This is a genomic window from Nocardia sp. BMG111209 (assembly GCF_000381925.1).
Taxonomy (GTDB): Bacteria; Actinomycetota; Actinomycetes; order Mycobacteriales; family Mycobacteriaceae; genus Nocardia.
Genome location: NZ_KB907307.1, coordinates 1,944,191 through 1,969,580, shown reverse-complemented (window position 1 = coordinate 1,969,580; position 25,390 = coordinate 1,944,191). Strand labels below are relative to the sequence as shown.

12 protein-coding genes are annotated in these 25,390 nt (G+C 71.5%); 5 read left to right on the top strand and 7 right to left on the bottom strand.

The genetic code is table 11. From position 1 onward, the window contains the following. The first annotated feature begins 7 nt into the window (after positions 1 to 7). Genes G361_RS42900 through G361_RS50240 form a run of 3 tightly spaced genes read left to right on the top strand, consistent with a single transcriptional unit; the run spans position 8 to position 14,930 of the window. Complete coding sequence (locus G361_RS42900; protein ID WP_196814447.1) at positions 8 to 6,874, top strand: type I polyketide synthase; 6,867 nt, start codon at positions 8 to 10, stop codon at positions 6,872 to 6,874. Continuing rightward, the gene (locus G361_RS49260) at positions 6,817 to 8,394 is read left to right on the top strand and encodes an acyltransferase domain-containing protein (protein WP_155981375.1); all 1,578 of its coding nucleotides are present in this window, start codon (positions 6,817 to 6,819) and stop codon (positions 8,392 to 8,394) included. The genes G361_RS42900 and G361_RS49260 overlap by 58 nt, the downstream gene beginning before the upstream one ends. Next, positions 8,391 to 14,930 carry a type I polyketide synthase gene (locus tag G361_RS50240; RefSeq protein WP_369797912.1) on the top strand — a complete coding sequence of 2,180 codons (6,540 nt, stop codon included), beginning with the start codon at positions 8,391 to 8,393 and terminating at the stop codon, positions 14,928 to 14,930. Before G361_RS49260 ends, G361_RS50240 begins: the two co-directional genes overlap by 4 nt. Before the next feature lie 79 nt (positions 14,931 to 15,009). On the opposite strand, the gene G361_RS0108960 is transcribed toward G361_RS50240, so the two are convergent. From G361_RS0108960 to G361_RS0108935, 6 genes are read right to left on the bottom strand one after another with little or no spacing between them, the layout of a single operon-like run. Continuing rightward, positions 15,010 to 15,435, bottom strand: a complete 426-nt coding sequence (locus G361_RS0108960) for an ester cyclase (RefSeq protein WP_019926732.1) — start codon at positions 15,433 to 15,435, stop codon at positions 15,010 to 15,012. A 54-nt stretch (positions 15,436 to 15,489) separates the two neighbouring features. Then, positions 15,490 to 16,257 carry an SDR family NAD(P)-dependent oxidoreductase gene (locus G361_RS0108955; protein WP_019926731.1) on the bottom strand — a complete coding sequence of 256 codons (768 nt, stop codon included), beginning with the start codon at positions 16,255 to 16,257 and terminating at the stop codon, positions 15,490 to 15,492. Continuing rightward, positions 16,254 to 18,038 carry an ABC transporter ATP-binding protein gene (locus tag G361_RS42890; RefSeq protein WP_019926730.1) on the bottom strand — a complete coding sequence of 595 codons (1,785 nt, stop codon included), beginning with the start codon at positions 18,036 to 18,038 and terminating at the stop codon, positions 16,254 to 16,256. Before G361_RS42890 ends, G361_RS0108955 begins: the two co-directional genes overlap by 4 nt. Next, positions 18,031 to 18,888: an ABC transporter permease gene (locus tag G361_RS42885; RefSeq protein ID WP_019926729.1), complete on the bottom strand. Its 858-nt coding sequence runs from the start codon at positions 18,886 to 18,888 to the stop codon at positions 18,031 to 18,033. The genes G361_RS42890 and G361_RS42885 overlap by 8 nt, the downstream gene beginning before the upstream one ends. Beyond that, entirely contained in the window at positions 18,885 to 19,823 is a 939-nt protein-coding gene (locus tag G361_RS0108940; protein ID WP_019926728.1) for an ABC transporter permease, read from the bottom strand. Before G361_RS0108940 ends, G361_RS42885 begins: the two co-directional genes overlap by 4 nt. After that, on the bottom strand, positions 19,820 to 21,502 hold the full coding sequence (locus G361_RS0108935; protein WP_019926727.1) for an ABC transporter substrate-binding protein: 1,683 nt from the start codon (positions 21,500 to 21,502) through the stop codon (positions 19,820 to 19,822). Before G361_RS0108935 ends, G361_RS0108940 begins: the two co-directional genes overlap by 4 nt. 819 nt (positions 21,503 to 22,321) lie before the next feature. Here G361_RS0108935 and G361_RS0108925 point away from each other — a divergent pair. Beyond that, positions 22,322 to 23,296, top strand: a complete 975-nt coding sequence (locus G361_RS0108925; protein WP_019926725.1) for a GlxA family transcriptional regulator — start codon at positions 22,322 to 22,324, stop codon at positions 23,294 to 23,296. Positions 23,297 to 23,300: 4 nt separating this feature from the next. On the opposite strand, the gene G361_RS0108920 is transcribed toward G361_RS0108925, so the two are convergent. Next, the gene (locus tag G361_RS0108920) at positions 23,301 to 24,020 is read right to left on the bottom strand and encodes a hypothetical protein (protein ID WP_019926724.1); all 720 of its coding nucleotides are present in this window, start codon (positions 24,018 to 24,020) and stop codon (positions 23,301 to 23,303) included. 219 nt (positions 24,021 to 24,239) lie between these two features. On the opposite strand from G361_RS0108920, the gene hsaA reads away from it, so the two are divergent. Beyond that, entirely contained in the window at positions 24,240 to 25,373 is a 1,134-nt protein-coding gene (gene hsaA, locus G361_RS0108915; protein ID WP_019926723.1) for a 3-hydroxy-9,10-secoandrosta-1,3,5(10)-triene-9,17-dione monooxygenase oxygenase subunit, read from the top strand. The last annotated feature ends 17 nt before the right edge of the window (positions 25,374 to 25,390 follow it).

Genomic DNA, 25,390 nt, shown 5'->3' with positions numbered 1-25,390 from the left:
CATTGCTGTGAACGCTGTGGACGACACCGCCGGCGAGGACAAGATCCGGCATCTGCTGCGGCGGGTGAGTGAAGAACTCTACCGGACGCGGCAGCAACTGCAGGAGGTGACCGACGCCGGTCGGGAACCGATCGCCGTCGTGGCGCTCGGCTGCCGGTTCCCCGGTGGCGCGGATACCCCGGAACAGTTCTGGGAGTTGCTGTCCGAGGGCCGCGACGTCCTCACCGAATTCCCCGCCGATCGCGGCTGGGACCTCGACGGTCTCTACCATCCCGATCCCGACCATCCGGGAACCACCTACACCCGCCGGGGCGGATTCCTCGACCACGCCGCCGATTTCGATCCCGGCTTCTTCGGCATCTCCCGCCGCGAGGCCCTCGCCATGGATCCGCAGCAGCGACTGCTGCTGCACACCACGTGGGAGGCCTTCGAACGGGCCGGGATCGATCCGGAGACGTTGCGCGGCAGCCGAACCGGGGTGTATGTCGGCACCAACGGTCAGGATTACGTGACCGGTCCCGGTCATGTCCCGCCCGCGGTGGAGGGCTACCTGGTCACGGGTACCGCCGCGAGTGTGCTGTCCGGGCGGATCGCCTACACCTTCGGATTCACCGGTCCCGCGCTGACCGTCGACACGGCCTGCTCGTCGTCACTGGTTTCGCTGCACCTGGCGGTCCGCGCACTGCGCGCCGGTGAGGTGGACTTCGCGATCGCCGGGGGCGCGACCGTCCTGTCCGGACCCCGCATCTTCGTCGAGTTCTCCCGGCAGCGGGGACTGTCGGTGGACGGGCGCTGCAAGGCGTTCGCGGCCGGCGCCGACGGCACGGGCTGGGGCGAGGGTGCGGGAGTGATTCTGCTGGAACGTCTTTCGGACGCGCAGCGCAACGGTCACGAGGTGCTGGCGGTGATCCGCGGGAGCGCGGTCAACCAGGACGGCACCTCCAACGGTCTCACCGCACCGAACGGACCCGCTCAGCAGCGGGTCATCCGGGACGCGCTCGCCGACGCCGGGGTGAGCGCCGCCGAGGTGGACGCGGTCGAAGCGCACGGCACGGGAACCGAATTGGGCGATCCGATCGAGGCGCAGGCGCTGCTGGCCGCCTACGGCGGGAACCGGGCCGAACCGCTGCTGCTCGGCTCGGTGAAATCCAATATCGGGCACACCCAGGCGGCGGCGGGGGTGGCCGGGGTCATCAAGATGGTGCTGGCGCTGCGGCACGGGGTGCTGCCGGCCACCCTGCACGTGGAAAGTCCTACGTCCCTGGTGGATTGGGACGCCGGTCGGGTCGAGCTCCTCACCGAGTCCCGGCCGTGGCCGCGGCCGGGCCGGCCGTTGCGCGCCGGGGTATCGGCGTTCGGGGTGTCCGGCACCAACGCCCATGTGGTTCTCGAACAGGCCCCGGAGCCGGACGCCGGATCGGCGTCGGATTCCGGAGCCGCGCACCCGCCGCGGTCCGAGGCCGTTGTCCCACTGCCGTTTCCGATCTCCGGGGGGTCCGCGGCGGCACTGCGTGGACAGGCCGGCGCGCTGGCGCGGCGGGTATCCGAGGCCGCCGACGCCGATCTCGGCCCGATCGCCTCGGCCCTGATTCGCGATCGGGTCGACTTCGCGGCGCGTGCCGTCGTGGTCGCCGCCGATCGCGCGCACCTGCTCGGGGCACTGTCGAGCCTGGCCGACGGCATCTCCGCGCCCGGTGTCGTCGTCGGGGAGACCGCGGCGCCGGGCACCGTCGGTGTGGTGTTCGGCGGTCAGGGCAGCCAGCGGGCCGGCGCGGGCCGGCAACTGTACGAGCGGTTTCCGGCGTTCCGGGAGTCCTTCGACGCGACGGTCGGGCTGCTGGACGGATATCTCGGTACCGCGGTCCGGCACCCGGTGCGCGAGGTGGCCTTCGGGGCGCCCGGCACCGAGGGGCTGATCGACGAGACCGTGTACACCCAGGCGGTGGTGTTCGCGCTCGAGGTGGCGCTGTTCCGGCTGCTCGAATCGTGGGGCATCGAGATCGCCGTCGTCGCAGGCCATTCCATCGGCGGCGTGACGGCCGCCCATGTGGCCGGTGCGTTGTCACTGGCGGACGCCGCACGGCTGGTGGCCGCCCGCGGCCGCCTGATGGGTGCGCTGCCGCGCGGCGGTGCGATGGTCGCCGTGGAGGCCTCCGAAGCGGAGATTCGCGAGGCGCTCGCCGGGGACGACGAGCCGGCGGTGGCCCTGGCCGCAGTGAACGGCCCACGGGCGGTGGTGATCTCGGGCCCCGAGGACCGCGTACTCGCGGTGGCCGCGCGACTGGCCGGTACCGGGCGGCGGGTGAAGCGCCTGGTGGTCTCCCATGCCTTCCACTCCGCGGCCATGGATCCGGTACTCGGCGAATTCGGGCGCGTGGTCGCGGAATTGACCGTGACGGAGCCGCGGGCGTGCACCCTCGTCTCGGATGCCACCGGGGCCCCGGTGTCGCGGGCGGAGCTCGCCGATCCCGCCTACTGGGTCCGGCACCTGCGCGGCACGGTCCGGTTCGCCGACGCCGTACGCGCCGCGCGCGGCACCGGGGCCGGTATCTTCCTCGAGCTCGGCGCGGATGCCGTTCTCACCCCGATGGTTTCGGCCGTCCTCGCCGACGACCCACAGCCGTCCGTCGCGGTGGCCGCACTGCGGACCGGGCGGGACGAGGTCGCCACCGTACTGGCCGCCGCGGCGGCCGTCCACGTCAACGGTCGCCGAGTGGACTGGGCCGCGATCGTCCCGGAACAGCGGCGAATCGCGTTGCCCACCTACGCGTTCCGATACGAGCCCTTCTGGGCCACGGTCACCGCGGCAACCGAAACCGGCCGCGGCACGCATCCGCTGCTCGGCACGACGGTCCGATTCGCCTCCGGTGACGGCGTGGTCGCGACCGGGCGGCTGTCGACGCGGGCGCATCCGTGGCTGGCCGAACATGTCGTCGCCGGGCGCGTCTACCTGCCCGGTACCGCCCTGGCGGAGCTGGCGGTGCACGTGGCGGACGAGGTGGGAGCCGACACCGTCGAGGAACTGGTGATCGAGACACCGCTCGTGCTCGACGCCGAACCGGCGGCGGAAGTGCAGGTGCGCGCGCATCGTTCGGATGCGCAGTGGCTCGTGGAGGTACACGCGCGATCCGCGGCGGATCCGCAGGCGCCGTGGACGCGCCACGCCACCGGCCGCCTGGTGCGCAGCGCGGCGCCGCCGGTCGCGTCGCGGTCGGCGTGGCCGCCGGCGGGCGCGGTGGCCGCGGATCTCACCGGCGCCTACGAGCGGTTGCGGGCACGAGGGCTGGACTACGGCCCGAATTTCCGGGGCGTGCGGGCGATCTGGCAGGACGGCGAGCGACTGTACGCCGAGGTCGTGCTGCCCGATTCCGCGGCGGTGAGCCCGGCCGGATACGTGGTGCATCCGGCGCTGTTCGACGCCGCGCTGCATCCGGTGGCGATGGCCGATCCGGATGCGGACGCACCGCGAATCCCCTTCGCCTGGAGCGGTATTCGTGCCCACGCCACCGGCGCCGGCGTGCTGCGGGTGTCGGTCACCCGCACCGGCAACGGACTGCGGGATCTGCTCGCCGCCGACACCGCCGGCGCGCCCGTCCTCACCGTCGACACCCTGGTGCTGCGGCCCGCCGCCGGGAGCGGCGCACCGGTCCGGGACGGACTGTACGCACCGGTCTGGGTCGAACACCCCCTGCCCGCGGCCGCCGATACGGTTCCGGTGATCTGGGATTCGGCCGAGGCGGGGGAGCCGGTGACGGCGGCCCTTGCGGCACTGCGGGACTCGGCGGACACCGGCCGGATCCTGCTCACCCACAACGCGATCGGCGTGCTGGACGGCGACCGGCCTGATGTCGGCGCCGCGCCGATCTGGGGGCTGGCCCGGGTGGCCGCGACGGAACGGCCCGGCGAGGTCGTGATCGTCGACACCGACGACGATCCGGCCTCCGCCGCGGTGCTGGGCCGTGCGCTGGCCGCGGCCGAACCGCAGCTGGCCGTGCGGGCCGGCCGCGCCTATGTGCCGCGGCTGGCCGGCGGTGGCCCTGCGGAGGCCGCGCCACGGGCCTGGGATCCCGACGGCACGGTCCTGATCACCGGCGGCACCGGCGGTCTCGGGGCGCTGCTGGCCCGCCATCTGGTTCGCCGGCACGGGGTGCGGCATCTTTTGCTGGCCAGCCGCCGCGGCGCGAGCGCGCCCGGCGCCGCGGAACTGGCCGCGGAACTGCGCGCACTCGATGCCCGGGTACTGCTGGTGTCCGCGGATCTCACCGATCGTGACACGGTCGCGCGCCTGCTCGCGGCCGTCGCGCCGGCGCATCCGCTGACCGCGATCGTGCACACCGCCGGAATCGTCGACGACGGCCTGGTCGACACGCTGACCGAGGACCGGCTGGCCGCGGTGCTGGCACCGAAACTCGGCGCCGCGCGCCTGCTCGACGAGCTGACCCGGGAACTGCCGCTCGCGGAATTCGTGCTGTACTCCTCGATCGCCGGCCTGCTGGGCACGGCGGGACAGGCCGCCTACGCCGCCGCGAACACCGGTCTGGACGCGCTGGCCGCGCGGCGGCGGGCCGAGGGACTGCCCGCGGTATCGCTGGCCTGGGGACTGTGGGCCGAGACCACCGGTGTGACAGCACATCTCACCGCCACCGATCGCGCCCGGCTGGCCCGCCAGGGGGTGCGCGCACTGTCCGCCGAGCACGGCCTGGACCTGTTCGATGCCGCGGTGTTCCATCGGGACCGGGCACTGCTGGCCCCCGCGCCACTGGACCTGGCGGCGTTCACCGAGCCGGGCGCCGTGGTGCCGCCACTGCTGCGCGGCCTGGTCCGGCCCGCGCGGCGGCAGTCGGAAGACGCTGCCCCCGAGGCCGATTCGACGGTGTCCGCCGCGCTGCGCGGCCGGTCGGCCGCGGATCAGGAGGCCGCGCTGCTGGATCTGGTGCGCCGCGAGGCGGCCGCCGCACTGGATCATCCCGACCCGATCGCGATCCCCGCCGATCGCGCGCTGACCGAACTCGGCCTGGATTCGCTCACGGCGGTGGAACTGCGCAACCGCCTGGCGGCCGTGACGGGTGTGCGGCTGCCGGCCACCCTCACCTTCGACCATCCGACGCCGCAGGCCATCGCCGCACTGCTCCGCACCCGGTTGTCCCCGGACACCGCACCCGTGGCGGTGGCGGCCGCCACCGGGAACACCGCCGCGGACGACCCTGTCGTCATCGTGGGGATGTCGCTGCGCCTGCCCGGTGGTATCGAGACACCCGGTGCGCTGTGGCGCCTGCTCGACATCGGCGGGGACGCCATCGGCGAATTCCCGGCCGACCGCGGCTGGGATCTCGCGGCGCTCTACGACGCCGACCCCGACCGGGTGGGAACCTCCTACACCCGACACGGTGGATTCCTCACCAACGCAGCCGATTTCGACGCCGGACTGTTCGGGATCGCACCGCGTGAGGCGCTGGCCACCGATCCACAGCAGCGGTTGCTGCTGGAGACCACCTGGGAGGCGCTCGAGCGGGCGGGCATCGACCCGACCTCGTTGCGCGGCAGCCGAACCGGCGTGTTCGCCGGCACCATGTACCACGACTACGCCCCGCATCTGCAGGACGCCCCGGCCGATCTGGAGGGGTATCTGGTCAACGGCAGCGCCGGCAGCATCGCCAGTGGCCGGATCGCCTACACCTTCGGATTCGAGGGGCCCGCGCTCAGCGTCGACACCGCCTGCTCGTCCTCGCTGGTGGCGCTGCATCTGGCGGCGCAATCGCTGCGCTCGGGCGAGAGCGATCTGGCGCTGGCGGGCGGGGTCGCGATCATGGCCGGACCGGCCACCTTCGTGGAGTTCTCGCGGCAGCGCGCGCTGTCGGCCGACGGCCGGTGCAAGGCGTTCGCGGCGGCCGCGGACGGCACCGGCTGGGCCGAGGGGGTGAGCATGCTTGTGCTGGAACGGCTTTCGGACGCCCGGCGGTCCGGGCACACCGTGCTGGCCGTGGTGCGTGGCACGGCCGTCAACCAGGACGGCGCGTCGAGCGGGCTCACCGCACCGAACGGGCCCGCGCAGCAGCGGGTGATCCGGCAGGCCCTGGCCAACGCGGGCCTGCCCGCGGCGGCCGTCGACGTGGTGGAGGCGCACGGCACCGGCACCCGGCTCGGCGACCCCATCGAGGCCGAGGCGATCATCGCGACCTACGGCGCGGAGCATTCGCCGGATCGGCCGCTGTGGCTGGGATCGCTCAAATCGAACGTGGGTCACACCCAGGCGGCCGCCGGCGGCGCCGGGATCATCAAGATGATTCTGGCACTGCAGAATCGGACGCTGCCGAGGACGTTGCACGTCGACGCGCCGACACCGCACGTGGACTGGTCGGCGGGCACGGTGCGCCTGCTCACCGACGCGCAGCCGTGGGAGCCGAACGGCTCGCCGCGCCGGGCCGGTATCTCCTCCTTCGGTGTCAGCGGCACCAATGCGCACGTCGTCATCGAGGAGCCGCCCGCGGTCGAGGCCGCGGTGGCGCCGGATCCGTCCGGGCCGCTGGCCTGGGTGGTGTCCGGCCGCGATCCGGTGGCACTGCGCGGACAGGCGGTGACGCTGGCGACCTACCTGCGGACCCGTCCCGGGGTCGCGGCCGCGGACGTCGCCCGCACGCTGTGGGCGGGGCGGGCCGCCCTCACCGAGCGTGCCGTGGTGGTCGGCGAGGACGAGGCGCAGCTGCGCGACGGCCTGGAGGCGCTGACCTCCGGCCGTGCGCTGCCCGCGAACATCGTGACGGGTACGGCCGACCTCACCGGCCGGACCGTCCTCGTCTTCCCCGGCCAGGGCGGGCAGTGGGACGGCATGGCCGCCGAGTTGTACGGACCGCACCGGTTTTCGCTCGCCGGCTGACGGAATGCGCGGCGGCGCTGAGCGAATGGGTCGACTGGCCGGTGCTCGACGTGCTGCTCGGCCGTGCCGAGATCGACGCCGAGCGCGTCGACGTCGTACAGCCGACACTGTGGGCCGTCATGGTCGCGCTCGCCGAACTGTGGGCCGCGCACGGCGTGCGACCCGATGCGGTGACCGGGCATTCGCAGGGCGAGATCGCCGCAGCGGTGGTGGCCGGGGCGCTGTCGCTGCGGGACGGCGCCCGTGTTGTCGCTCTGCGCAGCAAGGCGATCGCCGCACATGCCGGTCACGGCGCGATGGCGGCGGTCACGTTGTCCGCCGACGCCGCGGCCGAACTGGTGCGCGGATACGGTGACCGGCTTGCGGTGGCCGTGGTGAACTCGCCCACCTCGGTCGTGTTGTCCGGCGCGGTCGAGGCGATCGAGGAGGTCCTGGCCCGGCTGACGGCGGCGGAGGTACGAAACCGGCGGGTGGCGGTCGACTACGCCTCGCATTCGGCCCAGATGCGCGAACTGCAGGCGGAATTGGCGGTGGCGCTGGAACCGGTGCGGCCGGACCCCGCGGCGGTGCCGATGCTGTCGACGGTCACCGGCGCGTGGCTCGACGGTCCCGAGCTGACCGGGACGTACTGGTTCGAGAACCTCAGCGGGACAGTACGATTCGAGGACGCGACCCGGTCGCTGCTGGACGCGGGATACCGCGCGTTCATCGAGGTCGGTCCCCATCCGGTGCTGACCGCGGCGATCGAGGAGACCATCGCCGCGGTCGCGGCGCCCGCCACGGCGGTCGTCGGCACCCTGCGCCGCGACGAGGGCGGTCTGCAGCGCTTCGCCCTGTCGGTGGCCACCGCGTTCAGCCGCGGCGTCGACGTGGATCCGCAAGCGCTGCTGGGTGATCGCGGCCGCCACATCGACCTGCCCACGTACGCGTTCCAGCGCAGCCGGTACTGGATCGACGCCGACCGTTCGGCGTCGCGGCGCGACGATCGCGCCGGCCGCGCGGTCGCCGTCGTTCCCGAGGCCACGGTCCCGGCGGTGGTGGATCGTTTCGCCGGACTGTCCGCCGGGCAGCGGCAGGCGGCGCTGCTCGAGCTGGTCCGTTCCGAAACCGCGGCGGTGCTCAAACACGGTGGCGCCGAGGATGTTCCGCCGTCGCGGGCCTTCCGTGAACTCGGACTGGACTCGCTCACCGCGGTGGATCTGCGCAACCGGCTGCGGGCGGCGACCGGACTCACGCTGCCCGCGACCCTCATCTTCGACCACCCGGCGCCGGAAGCGGTGGCCGGCTACCTCGCCGCGGCGCTGCCCGGCGACGAAGCGGGCGGCGTCCGCGGCCGGATCGATGCCGACGCGGCCCTCGGGGCGCTCGAGGAGCTGATCACCGGCGACGGCGACCCGGAAACCGACGCGCTCGCGCAGCGATTGCGCGCGCTCGCGGACCGGCTCGCCGGGCCCGAGGCGAGGCCGGACCTCGACGGCGCCTCCGACGACGAATTGTTCGAGCTGGTAGACAGGAACTGACCGATATGGCCACCGAAACGCAACTCCGGGAATATCTGAAACGGTCGATCGCGAAGGAGCAGCGGCTACAGCAGCGCCTCGACGAAGTGCAGGCGCGGGCCCGGGAGCCGATCGCCATCGTCGGCACGGCATGCCTGCTGCCCGGCGGGGTGTCCTCACCGGATGAGCTGTGGGAGTTGGTGTCCCAAGGCCGGGACGCGGTCGGCCCGTTCCCCGGCGACCGCGGCTGGGATCTGGCGGCGCTCTACGATCCGGATCCCGGCGCGCCCGGCACCTCGTATGCGCGCCATGGCGGATTTCTCACCGGCGCAGCCGAATTCGACCCCGACTTCTTCGGGATCTCGCATCGGGAGGCGCTGGCGATGGACCCGCAGCAGCGACTGCTGCTGCGCGTCACCTGGGAGGCCTTCGAACGCGCCGGCCTGGATCCGTACGCGTTCAAGGGCAGTCGCACCGGGGTCTACGCCGGGCTGGCCGGGCACGACTACGGATCCCGGCTCGATCCGATTCCCGAGGAACTCGAGGGGTATCTGGCCATCAACAATCTCGGCAGCGTGGTGTCGGGCCGCGTCGCCTACACCTTCGGGTTCGCGGGACCGGCCGTCACCGTCGACACCGCCTGCTCGTCCTCGCTGGTGGCGCTGCACCTCGCGGTGCGGGCATTGCGCGGGGGCGAGGTGGATTTCGCCGTCGCCGGTGGCGCCTCGGTGATGTCCACGCCGATCGGATTCACCGAATTCTCGCGGCAGCGCGGTCTGGCCCCCGATGGGCGGTGCAAGGCGTTCGCGGACGCGGCCGACGGCACCGGCTGGGCCGAGGGCGTGGGAACCGTACTGCTGGAACGATTGTCGGATGCGCGGCGGCTCGGGCACGAGGTACTGGCGGTGGTGCGCGGCAGCGCGATCAACCAGGACGGCGCCTCCAACGGCCTCACCGCCCCCAACGGTCCCGCCCAGCAGCGGGTGATCCGCGACGCGCTCGCCGATGCGGGGCTGGGTGTGGCGGACGTCGACGCCGTCGAGGGGCACGGCACGGGCACCGTGCTGGGGGATCCGATCGAGGCGCAGGCGATCCTGGCCACCTACGGGTCGCGCACCGAGGGCGAACCGCTGTGGCTCGGTTCGCTCAAATCCAATATCGGTCACGCCCAGGCCGCGGCAGGGGTGGCGGGGGTGATCAAACTCGTCGAAGCGATCCGGCACGGCCGCCTGCCCGCCTCGCTGCATCTGGAAACCCCGTCGGCACTGGTGGATTGGAACTCCGGCCGGGTCGAGTTGCTGACCGAGGCCCGGGACTGGCCGGAGACCGGCCGGCCGCGCCGGGCGGGCGTCTCGGCGTTCGGTGTGTCCGGCACCAACGCGCACGTGATCGTCGAACAGGCCGTTCCCGAGAACGACTCCGCGACAACGGGTTCCGTGGAGCCGATCGCGGCGGCGTCCCCTGTGCATCCGATCGCGGCGGCCTCCTCTGTGGAGTCGATCGTGGCGGCGTCCGATGTGGGGCCGATCGTGGCGGCGTCCCCCGTTGAGTCGATCGCGGCGGCGGACCTTGTGGACCCGATCGTGGCGGCGGGGGTGCGGCCGTTCGTGCTGTCCGGTGCCGGTGCGACCGGGCTGTCGGCACAGGCACAGCGCCTCGCCGAATTCGTCACGGCGACCGGCGCGGACCCGGCGGCAGTCGCTTCGGCACTCGTGCGCACCCGGGTACATCACGACACCCGTGCGGTGATCCTGGCCGCCGATGCCGCCGAGTTGACGGCGGCCCTGGAGTCCGTTGCCGCACAACGACATACGCCCACAGCACATCTGGCGACCTCGCCCGGCGCCGGCGCGGTGGCCGTCGTGTTCGCCGGGCAGGGCAGCCAGCGGGTCGGTGCGGGAGCCGAACTGTACGAACGGTTCCCGGCCTTCGCGGCGGCCTTCGATGCGGCGGCGACGGCCCTGGACCGGAATCTCGGTGCGGCCGTCGCACATCCGGTCCGCGACGTCGCCTTCGGCGCTCCCGGAACCGAGGGGCTGCTCGACGCCACGATCTACACCCAGTCGGTGATCTTCGCCCTGGAGACCGCGCTGTATCGGCTGCTCGTGTCGTGGGGGATCGAAATCGCCGCGGTGGCAGGCCATTCCATCGGCGGGGTGGTGGCCGCGCACGTCGCCGGCGCGTTGTCGCTCGACGATGCGGCCCGGCTCGTCGCCGCCCGCGGGCGATTGATGGGAGCGCTGCCCGCCGGGGGTTCCATGGTCGCCGTCGAGGCCACCGAGGCCGAGGTGCGCGAGGTCATCGACCGGACGAGCGTCGCCGCGGGCAGCACCGGACATCCGGCCGAGGCATCGGTGGTGGCGCTGGAGGATGCGCCGCAGGTGTCGATCGCCGCGGTGAACGCGCCGCGCGCGGTCGTCGTATCCGGCAGCGAGGACGCGGTACTGGTGGTGACTGCTGAGCTGGCGGGCCTCGGCCGACGAGTGAAGCGGCTCACGGTATCCCACGCCTTCCACTCACCGTTGATGGAACCCGTGACCACCGAATTCGAGAGTGTCGTCGCCGACCTCGCCTTCGCCGAACCCGACGGGCCGATCCTGGTGTCCGACACCACAGGTGCCGTGGTGAACGGGCGGGAACTGGCCGACCCCGGCTACTGGGTACGTCATCTGCTCGGCACGGTCCGGTTCGCCGATACCGTACGGACACTGCGCGACCGGGGCGCCGGGGTATTCGTCGAGATCGGCGCGGATGCCGTACTCGCCCCGATGATCTCGGCGACCCTGGCATCGGACGAGGTGACCGTGGCACCCGTACTGCGCGCCGGGCGATCCGAGACCGTTACGGCCCTCGCCGCAGCGGCGGCGGTCTTCACCCGCGGCCACAGCGTCGACTGGCCCGCGATCGTGCCCCCGGCCCCGCACCTGGCCCTCCCCACGTATGCCTTTCGACCGCAACGTTTCTGGGCCGAACCCGTCGGCCGCCGGACCTCGGCCGCCGGTGCGACATCGATCGACCACCCCCTGCTCACCGCGGTGACCGCCGCAGCCGAGGGTGGTCACCTTCTACTCAGCGGGCAATGGTCACTGCGCACACATCCGTGGCTCGCCGATCACGCCGTGCTGGGCACGGTGATCGTGCCCGGCACGGCCCTGCTGGAACTGGCGGCCCGCGCGGGCGCCGAGGCGGGCCTGCCCGTGTTGGAGGAGTTGATCGTCGAGTCACCACTGGTGCTCGGCGACAACACGGTCGACATTCAGGTCGCTGTCACCGCGAACGAGGACGGGACCAGTACGGCGACAATCCATTCGCGCCCGGCGAATACCGCCGACGCGGTGTGGACCCGGCACGCACGCGCGGTCCTCGGCCCCGAGACCGACGCACCGGCAGCCGATTTCACCACTTGGCCGCCCCCCGGCGCCGAGCCCGTGGACATCGACGACGTCTACCCCGCGCTGCTGGCGACGGGCCTCACGTACGGCCCCGCGTTCCAGGGCCTGCGCCGCGCCTGGCAGCGCGCGGAGGACCTGTTCGTCGAAGTGGCCTTGTCCGACCCCGAAGCACAACGAGCCGCCGAATACACCGTGCACCCGGCATTGCTCGACGCCGCCGTACACCTCCCGGCCCTGCGCGCCCTGGCCGACGTACCGGCGGGCCAGAACCGGCTACCGTTCGCCTGGAGCGGAGTCCGGCTCTCCACGGGCGGCGCGTCCGCACTGCGCGTACGCATTCGCCCCAGCGGCCCGGACACCGTCACCATCGACGCCACTGACCCCTCCGGCACCCCGGTTCTCACCATCGACAGCCTCGTCGCCCGCCGCGTATCGAGCACCCAATTACAGTCGGCCCGACCGGAATTGCGCGACGCCCTGTTCACGGTGGATTGGACCGAGTCCGCCGCACCGACCGACCCGGCCGAATGGGCCGTCATCACCACCAACCCACACGACCCGCTCATTGACGCATTGCGCGCGGCCGGCCACCGAGCAATCCGTGCCGACGAAGTATTCACCGCGAGCACAATCCAGCCGAGCACAGGCGACACCGTCTCCGCCACAGCCGAAGTCGCGGCCACCACAGCCGATGTCCCGGCCGCCGCAGCGGAGTATCTGCCCACCGCAGACGTTGTCCCGGTCACCGCAGACGCGTCCTCGACCGGCGCGAACGGGCTGCCCTCCAGCGCGAGCAAAGTCTTCGGCGCTGCTGCCTCACCCGATGCCGGCGGCGTCTCGCCTGCCGCGGCCATCGTTTCGGCTACCTCGGTCGGCGACCTGCTTCCGGTGTTGCAGCGCTGGCTGGCGGAACCGGCGGTGGAGACGGTGCCGCTGGTGGTGTGCACCCGGGGAGCGGTCGCCGTGGGCGATGGCGAGGTGCCCGACCCGGTCGCGGCGGCGGTGTGGGGGCTGGTCCGTTCGGTGCAGGCCGAGCAGCCGGATCGGTTGCTGCTCACTGATGTCGACGATCACCCGGAGTCCTGGGCGGCCGTCGCGGGGGTGCTCGTCGCCGCCGCGAACGGGGACATTCAGACGGCCGTGCGGGCAGGGCGGGTGTCGGTACCCCGGCTGCGGCGTTGGGATCCGCCCGCTGATGCGGAAAGCCCTTGGGACACGGTGGGTACGACGCTGATCACCGGGGGGCTGGGTGGGCTGGGCGCGGAGGTGGCCCGGCATCTGGTGCACACGCACGGGGTACGGTCGCTGGTGCTGGCCGGCCGTCGTGGTGCCACGACACCCGGCACCGCGGAACTGGCCGCCGAGCTCGAATCCGCCGGTGCCACAGTTGCTCTCGTCGCGGCCGATGTCGCGGACCGGGCCGCGCTGGCGGGTGCGCTCGAAGTCGTGCCGGTGGATCGGCCGCTGACCACGGTGATCCACGCCGCGGCGCTGGTCGACGACGGCCTGTTCGGCACGGTCACCGCCGAACGTGTCGCCGCGGTGGCGCGACCGAAGTCCGGTGGGGCACGGGCACTGGACGAACTCGCCGATGCCGCAGGCACTGTGACCCGGTTCGTGCTGTTCTCCTCCGTGTCCGCGCAGCTCGGCGGGCCGGGGCAGACCACCTACACGGCGGCCAATGCGGAGCTGGATGCCATTGCGGCACAACGGCATGCGCGAGGGCTACCGGCGGTCTCGATCTCCTGGGGCCTGTGGGAACGCGAGAGCGGCACGACCGCCGGGCTGTCCGGCGCGGACCGCGCCCGCATCGCCAGGACCGGGTTGCGCTCGCTGCCTACGAAAACCGCGCTCGCGCTGCTCGATACCGCCGTGGCCGGGGGACCGGTGATCGTGGCCGCCGGATTCGATCCCCGGGCGCTGGGCCGGCGCACCGATGCGCTGCCGCCGGTACTGCGCTCGCTGGTGCCCCCACCGCGGCGCACCGCGACCGGTGAGGCGCCGGGCTCGGCGCTGCGCGATATCGCGGGCCTCGAAGGCGCCGATCGCCGCACGGCACTGCTGGATCTGGTGCGCACCGCGGTCGGTGTGGCGCTGGCGCATCCCGCGGCCGACACCATCGCCGGTGATCGGGCACTGATCGAACTCGGCCTCGATTCGCTCAGCGCGGTGGAACTGCGCAACGGGCTGGGCCGGGCCACGGGGCTGCGGTTGCCCGCCACGCTCACCTTCGATCACCCCACGCCGGACGCGATCGCGGAATTCCTCGACGGGCTGATCGGTGCCGCGGCACCGGCGGCCGCCGCGCCTCCGGCGACCGGGCTGGCGGCCATTCATCGCCGAATGCACGACGCGGGTAAGCATTTCGAGGCCGCGCAACTGCTCGTCGCGGCCTCCCACGCGCGGACCACCTTCGAGGTGGCCGACCGTGCCCGGCACGCACCGCCACCGATCCGGCTGGCCGAGGGATCCGGTGACACGGTGGTGGTGGCCTTCCCGGCGGTCAGCGCGATCTCCGGGCCGCACGAATACTCCCGGATGGCACAGGAATTGCGCGGCGAGCGCGATGTCGTCGTCATCCCCGCACCGGGTTTCACCGCGGGCAGCCAGGATCTGCCGGACTCGGTGCAGACGCTGGTGCGGCTGGGGGTCGAAGCGCTCACCGATGTCGTCGGTGATCGGCCCTTCGTGGTGCTCGGACGTTCGATGGGTGGGTGTGTCGCGCATGCGGTCACGGCGGCCGTGGAGGCCGAGGGGCTGCGGCCGCGCGGACTGCTGCTCATCGACAGCTACCCGATCGAGGCCGCCCTCGAACCCGGCATGGAATGGTGGACCGGCGCGATGATCGGCGGAATGCTCGCCCGCGTCGACCGATTCGACATGTCCGTGCAGGACGAGCGCCTGACCACGATGGGCACCTACAACCGGATCTTCCTCGACTGGCGGGCCGCGCCGGTGCGGGCGCCGATCCGGCTGCTCCGGTCGTCGACACCGTTGCCGGGCACCCGGCTCGACGGCCCACGCGACTGGCGTGCGTTCTGGCCCGTCCCGCACGACACCACCGACATCCCGGGCGACCATTTCACGGTATTGGAGGAGGACGCCCCGACAACCGCTGCGGCCCTGCGGGAGTGGATCGAATCCCTGGAGCGCGCCACGCCGTGAGCCGGGTGAACGCCGTCGGCCGGCACGGAAATCCGTGCCGGCCGACGGCGTTTCCCGGATCAGTCCCGGGTGGGTGTGCTCACCGGAGCAGTTGGGACACGATGCCGAAACGGTCGGGCAGCACGGCGTATTCGACGATGCGCCCGTCCCGGAATCGGATGGTGCTGATGCTGACCCCGGTGAAGCGGCGCCCCGCACCCGAATCGGGCACGCCGAACAGCTCACCGCGCTGCACCCCGTCGATGGTCCAGTAGACGACGACGCGATCACCCTCGGCGATGAGATCGTCCACCGTGGCGGTCACGCCCTCGACATTGGCACGCAGCCAGGTGATGTGCTCGACGAAACCCTGGCGGCCGGTGATGTCGGCGGCCGGGGACGCGGTGTCGCGTCCGTCGTCGGCGATGATCTCGTCGAGCACCTCCAGCTTGCCCTGGGTGATCGCCTCCTCGTAGAACCGGCGCGCGGCGGCCTTGTTGACCTCGACCGCGGAAATGGTCGTCATGATGTGCCTCCTCGATGAGATGGAACGTCGGAATCGGTTGGTGGAGCGAGGTGTTCAGAACCCCTGGCCGGGCAGCGGCAGGATGCCGAGGTTGGCGTCCAGGCCGCCGTCCACGACCAGGGTGGTACCGGTGATGTAACCGGCGGCGGGGGAGGCGAGGAACCAGACGGCCTCCGCCTGTTCGATCGGTTCGGCGAAGCGGCCCAACGGGATCCGGCGTTCGATCGCCGCCAGTACGCGCGGATCCTGATGCACGTTCGCGGTGATGCCGGTCCGGGTCAGTCCCGGCGCGAGCGCGTTGACCCGGACCCCGTCCCCGGCATAGTCGATCGCGAACGCCCGGACCAGATTGACCAGTGCGCCCTTCGAGGCGTTGTACGCCCAGTTGCCCGGGTCACCGCGCAGACCGGCCACCGACGAGGTGAGTACGGCCGATCCCCGCGACGCGCGCAGCGCCGGAATCGCCGCGCGCAGACCGTGAATCGGCCCGCGCAGATTCACGCCGAAGATCCGGTCGGCCCGGTCGACGGCGCCGGGCGCCTCCAGCGGCGGAGTGCCGCCGATGCCGGCGTTGAGCACGATGGTGTCGATGCGGCCGAACAGATCCAGCGCGGTCTGCACGGCGGCCCGGTTGGCGGGCTCGGTGGCGACGTCGCCGACCAGAGTCACCTGCCCGCCGGTCAATTCGGCGAGGCCGCGTTCGTCGACATCGACGGCGAGCACGTGCTCACCGCGTTCGGCGAACAGTTCGGCCGTGGCCCGGCCGATGCCGGAGGCCGCGCCGGTGACGATCGCGACCCGCTGGCCGGCGGTCGAGGTCATATGGTTCCTTTCGCGAGAGCCGCGCCTGCCGCACGCGGCACCGCGGCCAGCAGACGACGGGTGTATTCGTGCTGGGGTGAAGCGAAAACCTCTGCGGTAAGACCGGTTTCGACGATCCGGCCGTGCCGGATCACGGCGATCCGGCGGCACAGCCGGCGCACCACGGCCAGATCGTGCGAGATGAACAACAGGGCCGCACCGCTGTCGTGCCGGACCCGGTCGAACAGGTCCAGTATCTGGGCCGCAATCGTGATGTCCAGCGCGGACACCGGCTCGTCGGCGACGAGCAAGTCGGGTGCGGCGGCCAGTGCTCGCGCGATGGCGACCCGCTGCCGCTGCCCGCCCGACAGCTGGGCCGGACGGCTGTCGCGCACCGACGGCTCTAGTCCGACATCGCGCAGCAATTCGTCGATGCGCTCGGATCGCGCCGCGCGGGACCGGATCCGGCGCAGCGCCGCCCCGATGATCGCCGCCGTCGAATCGCGGGGATCGAAGGCGCTCAACGGGTCCTGATCGATGAGTTGCACCCGGTGCCGCGACGGCCGGCGGGCGGATTCGCGCAGCTCCGACCACGGCTGCCCGTCGAGCAGCACCGCACCCGCGTCGGGCGCCAGGTGGGCCAGGGCCAGCCGGGCGAGTGTGCTTTTCCCGGAACCGGATTCGCCCACCACGCCGAGCGCCTCGCCCGGATGCAGTGTGAGCGAGACCGAGTCGAGGGCGAGGTTGCGGCTGCCGCCGGGCAGGCGGAAATGCCGGGTGACCTCCCGGAACTCCAGCAACGGCGGCCGATTCGGCGTGGGTGGCGCGACCGGCGGGGCGGGTATCGGCGTCGTCGGCACCACGGTGCGGGACGGGTACAGGCAACGCACCCGGCGCCCGTCCGGCAACGTCACCGGTGGCGGACGCCGCGTCCGGCAGTGCGCGTCGGCCGCCGGGCACCGCGGCGCGTACGGGCAGCCGTCCGCGGCCGGTGGCGCCCACCGGCGCGGCGCCGCGGCGATCGGTCCGTCGATACGCGGTGTGGCCGCGAGCAATTCGGCCGTGTACGGGTGCGCCGGAGCGGTGAGGACCGCGGCCGCGGGACCCTGCTCGACCACGCTGCCCGCGTACATGACCGCGACGTCGTCGGCGGATTCGGCCACCACGGCCAGGTCGTGACTGATCAGCAGCACCGCCGTACCGGCGGCCCGCAGTTCCCGTAGCAGTGCCAGGATCTGCTGCTGCACCACGACATCCAGTGCGGTGGTCGGCTCGTCCGCGATCAGCAATTCGGGTTCCGCCGCGATGGCCGATGCGATGAGCGCCCGCTGACGCAGGCCACCGGACAATTCGTGGGGGTACTGGTGCCACCGGTGATCGGGGTCCGGGATGCCGGCCCGCCGCAGCAGCCCGAACACGGCGTCGTCGAGTCCGTCGCCGGATGCCAGCCGATGGATCTCCAGCGGCTCGGCGACCTCGTAACCGATGCGGCGCAACGGATCCAGCGAGGTCAGGGCATCCTGCAACACGAACCCCACCCGCCGGCCCCGGATGCGCCGCCACTGCGCGGCACTCGCGCGGCGCAGGTCCGTCCCGCCGAGCGTGAGGGTCTCGGCCCGCACCCGCGCCCCCGGACCGGCGAGGCCGAGCAGCGTGCGCGCGGTCACGCTCTTGCCGGAACCCGATTCACCGACGATCGCCAGGCAACCGCCGGCCGCCAGCTCGAGATCGACCTCGGCCACGGCGCGGGTGGGACCGAAATCGACCGACAGGCCACGTACTTCCAGCAGCGGGTCACTCATCGGGTGACTCCCCGTCCACCCCGGCCCGCAGGGCGCGGCCGAGCACGCTGATCGCCATGACCGTCACCGTGACCGCCAGTCCGGGGAACAGCGCCAGCGTCCACGCGGCGCCGAGATAGTTGCGTGACTGCGCGAGCATCGCCCCCCACTCCGGTATCTCCGAATCCGGGCCGAGCCCGAGGAAACTCAGCGACGAACCGATGATGATCGCGGTCCCGATGTTGATCACCACGAGAACCCCCAAGGGCAGCAGCACATTCGGCACGATGTGCCGCAACGTCACCCGCCAGGGCGCGGTGCCCAGATCCAACGCCGCACGGACATAGGCGAAGTGCCGGACCAGATGGGTACGGATGCGGACCAGTCGGGCGAAACCCGGTGTCAGCGCGATGGTGATGGCGAGCACGACATTGCCGGTGCCCGGCCCCAGCACCGCCACCACCAGCAACGCCATCAGAATCGTCGGAAAGGCCAGCAGCACGTCTGCCGCCCGCATCGCGATCCGATCGGCCAGCCGGCCGCCCAGCGCCGCGGCCAGCCCCCACAGCGTCCCCGCCACCGTCGACAGCACCGTCGAGCCGATACCGACCAGCAGCGATGTCCGCGCACCGTAGACCACGCGCGCGTACTCGTCTCGGCCCAGCCAATCGGTGCCGAACGGATGCGCCGCACTCGGCGCGCGCAGTGCGACACCGGGATCGATCGACTCCGGCGAGCCCGCGAGCAACCCGGGCGCGACGACCGCCACCGCCACCGCGAGGACTGTCAGCGCGGCCACGATCCGGCCCGGCCGCCGCAGCACCGCTCGGACCCGCACCACCCCCGGCACGGCGGCGAATGCCGCGGTCACCGGACGGCCTCCCGGATCCGCGGGTCCACCAGCCGGTACAGCAGATCGAGTACGAGGGAGATCAGCGAGAAGGCCGCCGCCGTGAGTATCACCAGCGCGGTCACCACCGGATAGTCGCGGCCGCGCACGGCGGTCACCAGGACCTGCCCCAAACCCTTACGCGCGAAGACGGTTTCGACGACCACCACACCACCGAGCAGATTGCCCAGCATCCATCCCGACAGCGTCAGCACCGGCGCCGCCGCATGCCGCAACGCATGTCGCGACCGCACCCGCAGCTCGGAGGCGCCGCGCGCGCGAACGGTCAACGCGAACGGTTGATTCAGGGCATCCTCGAGTCCGTCCCGGGTCACCTGGGACAACACCCCGGCGACCGCGACGGCGAGGGTCACCACCGGCAGCACCGATCCGCGCCACCCGGTCTCGCCGATCACCGGGAACAGCCGCCACCGGAACGAGAACAGCGCCAGCAGCAGAAATCCCACCCAATAGGTGGGCATCGACAGCGCGGTGAACTCCGCCGCGCGCGCCACCGCCCGCACCCGGCGCCGCTGCGCGGTGAACACCGCGACCGTCACCGACAGCCCCAGCCCGAGCAACAGCCCGCCGACCGCGAGCGACAGTGTGGGCCACAGCTGTTCGGCGATGATCGACCGGACCGCCCGATGCTGCTGATACGACGTGCCGAGATCCCCGCGCGACAATCGCGCCAGGAAGCGGCCGTACTGCACGTACAGCGGCGCGTCGAAGCCGTACTCCCGGCGAATCTGCGCGAGCACCTGCGGTGAGCTGGTCGCCGCGACACCCCCGGCGATGGCTCGCGCCGGATCGCCCGGAATCGCCTGCAGCCCGGCGAAAGTGAGGGTGGCCGCCGCCCAGATCACCAGAACCGCCGCGGCGGCCCGCCCCCCTGCCCGGCGCAGCCGTTCGGTCATGCCGCGAGCCAGGCGTCGTAGAACCGCGGATAGGTCTGCACGTCGAAGGTCAAGTCCCGCACGGATTTCGACACACCGGTCAGACTCACCGGCGTGTAGATCGGGATGATGTAGGCCTGCTTCAGCACATCGTGCTGCACCGCGGCGTAGTTCGCGGCGGCACGCCCCGCGTCCCCGGTGGCCGCCGCCTCGGTCACCTGTGCGTCGAGCTGCGGCGAATTCACCAGTGCCACATTGCCGCCCGCCTTGGCGTAGGTGTTGGCGGAGTAGAAGGCGAACCGCAGCACATCCGGAGTGGGCCGGGCGAAGCTGACGTCGACGAGATCGTAACCGCCACCGATCAGATACTTGTCGACGTAGGTGCCGGTATCGACCGTCGGCCGCTGGATCTCGATCCCGACCGCGCGAGCCTGCGCCCGGATACCGTCGGCGACGACATCGCGCTGCTCCCGCGTGCCGTCGGGCCAGTACGGCCACACCAGCGACAGCCGCGCACCGTCCTTCACCCGGATACCGTCGGGGCCGAGGCGATTCCACCCCGCCTGATCGAGCAGCCGCTTCGCGTTCTCCGGGTCGTATCCGGTCAGATCGTTGCGAGCCGAGGCATCGTAGTCGGCGGTCACCTTGCTGATCGGGTTGTCCGCCACCGGATACCGGCCGAAGTAGATGTTGTCCACCAGCTTCGCGACATCCACCGAGGCCGAGAGTGCCTTGCGCACAACCTGATCGGCCAGTGGCCCCCGCGACTGGTTGAGGTAGACGTTGTAGTTGAGCCCCGGCGTCTGATCGGCGCGCAGGGTGAATCCGTCGCGGCCGGCGAGATCGCCCGCCGACACCGGCGGCACACCCGCGATCGCCTGCACCTGCCCGCTGGTCAGCGCCCCGTACCGGGTCGCGTCCTCGTTGATGAACCGGAAGACGAGCTTGCCGAACCGCGCGGGCCCGGAATGGCGGGCGCCCGGCGGTGGCGAATCGTATCCGTCGAAGCGGGTCAGCGACTCGCTCTTGCCCTGATCCCACTGCTCGAATGCGAACGGACCGGTACCGACCGGCCGGTAATTCGCTGCGGTGAGCGCCGCGGGGCTCTGAATTCCCAGGCTCGGCGTCGACAATGCCTGCAGGAATGGCGTGAACGGCTGCTTCAGGACGATTTCCACCGTGTGCGGATCGACGATCCGCGTTTCCTGATAGGCACTGATCAGCGACGCCGCGTACGCCGATTTGGTGTTCGGGTCGACGACGTGATCCAGGCTGGCCCGCACGGCGTCGGCGGTGAACGGCGTGCCGTCGTGGAAGGTCACCCCGTCGCGCAGGGCGAACCGATAGGTCCGGCCGTCGCCGGAGATCGTCCACGACGACGCCAACCAGGGGGTGAACGTGTCCGGCCCGGTCTGCGCCACCAGGGAATCGAAGATGTTGCGGTTGATCACACTGGTCACCGCGGTGGCCGCGACGGCGGGGTCCAGCGACACCTGGGTGCCCGAGATCCCGTACACCAGCGTGCCGTCCGGTGCCGCGGCGTCCGGGCCGCGGGAATTCGATCCGGCGAACCCGGCGACGACACCGGCCACGACCACCACCGCGAGCACCGCGCCGGCGGCGATCCACGCGGCCCGCCGCCGGCGCGCACGTATTCCGCGCCGGCCGGACGCGCCGCCGCCCCCATCATGTGTAGACATTTCACCCGTTCGTCGAAGTGAGACCGGAATCGGGCAATGGTTGTGACCACCCTGTCGTGGACCCCGGATGCCCGTCCCGGCGGCCATCAAGACTTCAACACGCGAATATACCCAGGTCAATGATTTCGGTACGGCGTGAATTCAATTCGATCGATCACGTTCGGTCATGGAAATGTATCGTGATTTCGAACGAGAATTCCCGTCCGGGATATTGACGGCGGTGGCCGGAGTGCCTGCGACCGGCCGGCCGTGGCGCGCTCCGCGCATACCGTCCGGTCCGATTGTCCTCTGTGACAGCGGAATCGGGTATCGGCGCGTTCGCGACGTCCGTCGCCCGCGAGCGCGGGTGCGCGGCGGCCCGGGAGCGGGGGCGTGGCACCGGGTTCGGCGGGGCGGCGCGGCGGCCGGGCGGGCGTTCCGGGTGGTGTACTGTCGGGGCATCAAGACCACTGAGGCCTTGCAAATAAAGGACGTTCCCGTTGTCCGATAAATCTCCGCGCAGCACGATGTCCAAAAAGCAGGGAAAATCCATCAAGGAGAAGCGAGCGGAGAAGAAGGCCAAGTCGGCGACCGCTCAATCCGGTGTCGAGGCCCTGGAGAACAAGGTCAAGAAGCACAAGTAGCAGCCTGTTCGTCGCCGAGCTCGGTCGTCGGGTGCGCCGTTGCGCGGGCCGATCGGCCGGGCAGGGCCGGTAGCGGGGTCGAATTCCCGGCCGGGCCGGTGATACCGGCCGCGCGGTGCGTGTGATGTTGCCGATATCCCGCCCGGATCGGCTCACCGGAGTTGTCGGGATCGGTGTTTTGGATACTGTACCCGACATGAACGTCGTCATTCTCGTTGTGGAGGGCGTTGCCGACTTCGGGCTGGCCGCGCTGCTGGAGACCCTGAACACGGCGAATTCGCTTCGTACCGAACTGGATAACGCGTCACCGCCGTGGTCGGTGCGCTGTGTGTCGTTCGGCGCCGGGGTCCGCTCCGGATACGGCCATCTCATTCCGACCGTGCCGCTGGCGGAGTGCGACGGTGACGCGGACGTGATGATCGTGCCGGCGGTCGCGGCGCTGGAGGCCGAGGCGCTCATCGGATTGGTGTCGGCGCCCGAGAGCCGCGCGGTGCTGGACCTCATCGCGTGCTCGCGCGCGCGGGGCGTGCATCTGGCCGGGGCCTGCACCGGTACCTTCTTCCTCGCGGAGGCGGGGGTGCTGGACGGGCAGCCCGCGACGACGAGTTGGTGGCTGGGGCCGGTGTTCCGGCGCCGGTATCCGAAGGCGGAACTCGACGAGGGCCGCACGCTGTGCCGGGGAGACCAGGTGACCACGGCGGGTGCGTCGCTGTCGCATCTGGATCTGGCGCTGTCGCTGGTGCAGGCGCAGAGCCCGGCCTTGGCGACGCTGACCAGCCGGTACATGGCGGTCGGCAATCGGAAATCCCAAGCGGCGCATGTGATTCCGGAGGTCGTCGCGCGGGGTAACGTACTGGTCGCCGATTTCGAGCGGTGGGTGCGGACGAATCTGTCCGAGCCGATGCGGCTCGCCGACGTGTCCCGGATGCTCGGCGCCTCCGAGCGCGGTCTGCAACGTGCCATGCAGGCCGAATTGGGCAAGTCGCCACAGGAATTCGTGCACGACATCCGGCTGGAGCGCGCCGTCGAACTGCTGCGCACCACCGCGCTGACGGTGGACGCGGTGGCCGGGCGGGTGGGCTATCAGAACGCGAGCACACTGCGGACCCTGATCCGGCGGCGGCGTGGCGTCACGGTCGCGGAGATCCGTGCCGCTCGCTCCGCCTGGTGAAGGGTCAGTCGCGGCCCGGCGGGAATACCCCGTGCGCGGTGAGTTCCGCGGCGTGCAGTCCGCCGCAGATGATTTCCAGGCGCCGGGGCCACGGCTTGCCGGGAACGGTCCCCGGACCCGCGAAATAGAATGTCGAGCAACCTGTTCCGTGACTGCGCTCGTGCGGATTCCAGCCGCCGCCGTCGGGGTGCAGCCCGCCCGATTCGGCGAGATATGCGCGGATCGAACGATAAGTGTCCGAATCGAATTCGCGGACGGTGAAGGCGAAATGGGTCTCCCGATTGTGGATACGTTCGTCGGCGCGGGCCCGTCGCAACGCGGGGCCGGCCGATGCGGTGGGCGCCGGGTAGAACAGTTCCAGTCGCTGCGGTGCCGCCGCGCCGTCGCGATCGCGGGAGGCGAACAGGATGGAGACCGCGCAGTGCGCCGGGTCGAGCTCGTAGCGCTGGCAAAGTCGTTGCTGCACAATGACACTGGGAACGGTGTCCAGGATCCGGAAGCCGGCGGCGACGAGCCGGTGGTGCAGCGCGGCCACCGAGGGCGGGAACACCAGCGCCGCGGCATGGTCCAGGACCAGGCGGTCGCCGATCGGATCGCCGCTGTCCCGCCCGGCCAGCAGTCCGGTCAGAACGGCACGCGAACAATGGTGTGCCAGATAGTCTGTGAGTTGCCCCAGCCGGGTGTCGTCCTCGGTATCGCACAGGTCGGATCCGGGATCGGACACAGTGCCGGAGCGTGTTTCCGGTAAGTCGATCACGCGAGACACCCTAAGTCGCGCAACGTATTTCCGCGACCCGGCCGCAAATGTCGTATCCGGTACCGAATCTGTCGTTTTCGCCGCTGTTTCCGAATTCGCCGCGGTTCTAGGCTCTGCCGTGCCGGGCGCATCGGGCCGACGACGGCCGGCGCCCCCGAAAACATCGAAACCGTAGTGGATTGGCCGATGACCGATACCAAGATGCTGGACCGGATCCGGGACCTCGTCCCGGACATCGCGGCGCGCGCCGTGGACACCGAACGTGAACGCCGGGTGCCCGATCGCACCGTGCGCGAGTTGACCGACGCCGGCGTGTTCCGGATGTTGCAACCCCGGGAGTTCGGTGGGGCCGAGGCCTCGCCGGTGGAGTTCTTCGCCGTGGTCCGCGCGCTCGCCGCCGGATGCCCGTCGACGGGCTGGGTGACATCGGTATTCGGCACGCACGCATGGCAATTGGCGTTGTTTTCCGCCGCCGCGCAGCACGACGTGTGGGGTGCGGATCCGGATTCGGTGATCGCGACCTCGTATGTGCCCTCGGGCCGGGTGACGCGGGTTCCGGGTGGCTTCGAACTGTCCGGACGCTGGAGTTTCTCCTCCGGCTGCCAGCACGCCGGTTGGATCATGGTGGGCGCGCTGACCACGGCCGACGACCCGGCCCCCGGCGCCCACCTCACGCTGCTGCTGCCGCGCGCCGACTGCACCATCGACGAGGTGTGGCAGGCGGTGGGCCTGGCGGGAACCGGTAGTCACGATCTCGTCGTCGATGCTGCCTTCGTGCCCGCGCATCGCGTCCACGACGCCGAGCAGCACAATGCCGAGGACGGTCCCGATTCGGAACTGCCTGCCCTGTACCGCCTTCCGTTCACCAGCATCCTGCCCGGCGGGGTGACCGCACCGCTGCTCGGCGCCGCCGAGGGCGCGTACGCGGCATTCCTCGATCGGATGCGGGGCCGGGAATCCGGCCCCGGTGTCGCGGAGCGGGTCAGCCGCGTGGCCGCCGAGATCGACGCCGGAATACTGCAACTGGAGCACAATCTCGCCGCCGCGTTGCGCTGCGCCGAAGCGGGCGAGGAGATCCCGCTCGATCTGCGCCTGCGGGCCCGCCGCGATCAGGTGCGGGCGGTCGAGCGCGCGGTGGACGCGACCACGGCCCTGTTCCGGCTGGCCGGCGGCCGGGCCGCGCGCAGTCCCGATGTGCTGGAACGGCATTGGCGTGACGTGACCACCGGCAGCCTGCACCGCGCGAACTCCGCGGAACGGCCGCTGATCAACTTCGGGCAGGGCGCGCTCGGCCTGCCGGTCGCGGATCGGATCCTCTGATGCGACCGCCCGCACCC

What these genes read in the sequence shown, in the direction of transcription:
- G361_RS42890 (WP_019926730.1), bottom strand. Translation starts at nt 18,038, where the DNA reads ATGAGTGACCCGCTGCTGGAAGTACGTGGCCTGTCGGTCGATTTCGGT.
- G361_RS0108935 (WP_019926727.1), bottom strand. Translation starts at nt 21,502, where the DNA reads ATGTCTACACATGATGGGGGCGGCGGCGCGTCCGGCCGGCGCGGAATA.
- G361_RS0108925 (WP_019926725.1), top strand. Translation starts at nt 22,322, where the DNA reads ATGAACGTCGTCATTCTCGTTGTGGAGGGCGTTGCCGACTTCGGGCTG.
- G361_RS0108955 (WP_019926731.1), bottom strand. Translation starts at nt 16,257, where the DNA reads ATGACCTCGACCGCCGGCCAGCGGGTCGCGATCGTCACCGGCGCGGCC.
- hsaA (WP_019926723.1), top strand. Translation starts at nt 24,240, where the DNA reads ATGACCGATACCAAGATGCTGGACCGGATCCGGGACCTCGTCCCGGAC.
- G361_RS0108940 (WP_019926728.1), bottom strand. Translation starts at nt 19,823, where the DNA reads ATGACCGAACGGCTGCGCCGGGCAGGGGGGCGGGCCGCCGCGGCGGTT.
- G361_RS0108960 (WP_019926732.1), bottom strand. Translation starts at nt 15,435, where the DNA reads ATGACGACCATTTCCGCGGTCGAGGTCAACAAGGCCGCCGCGCGCCGG.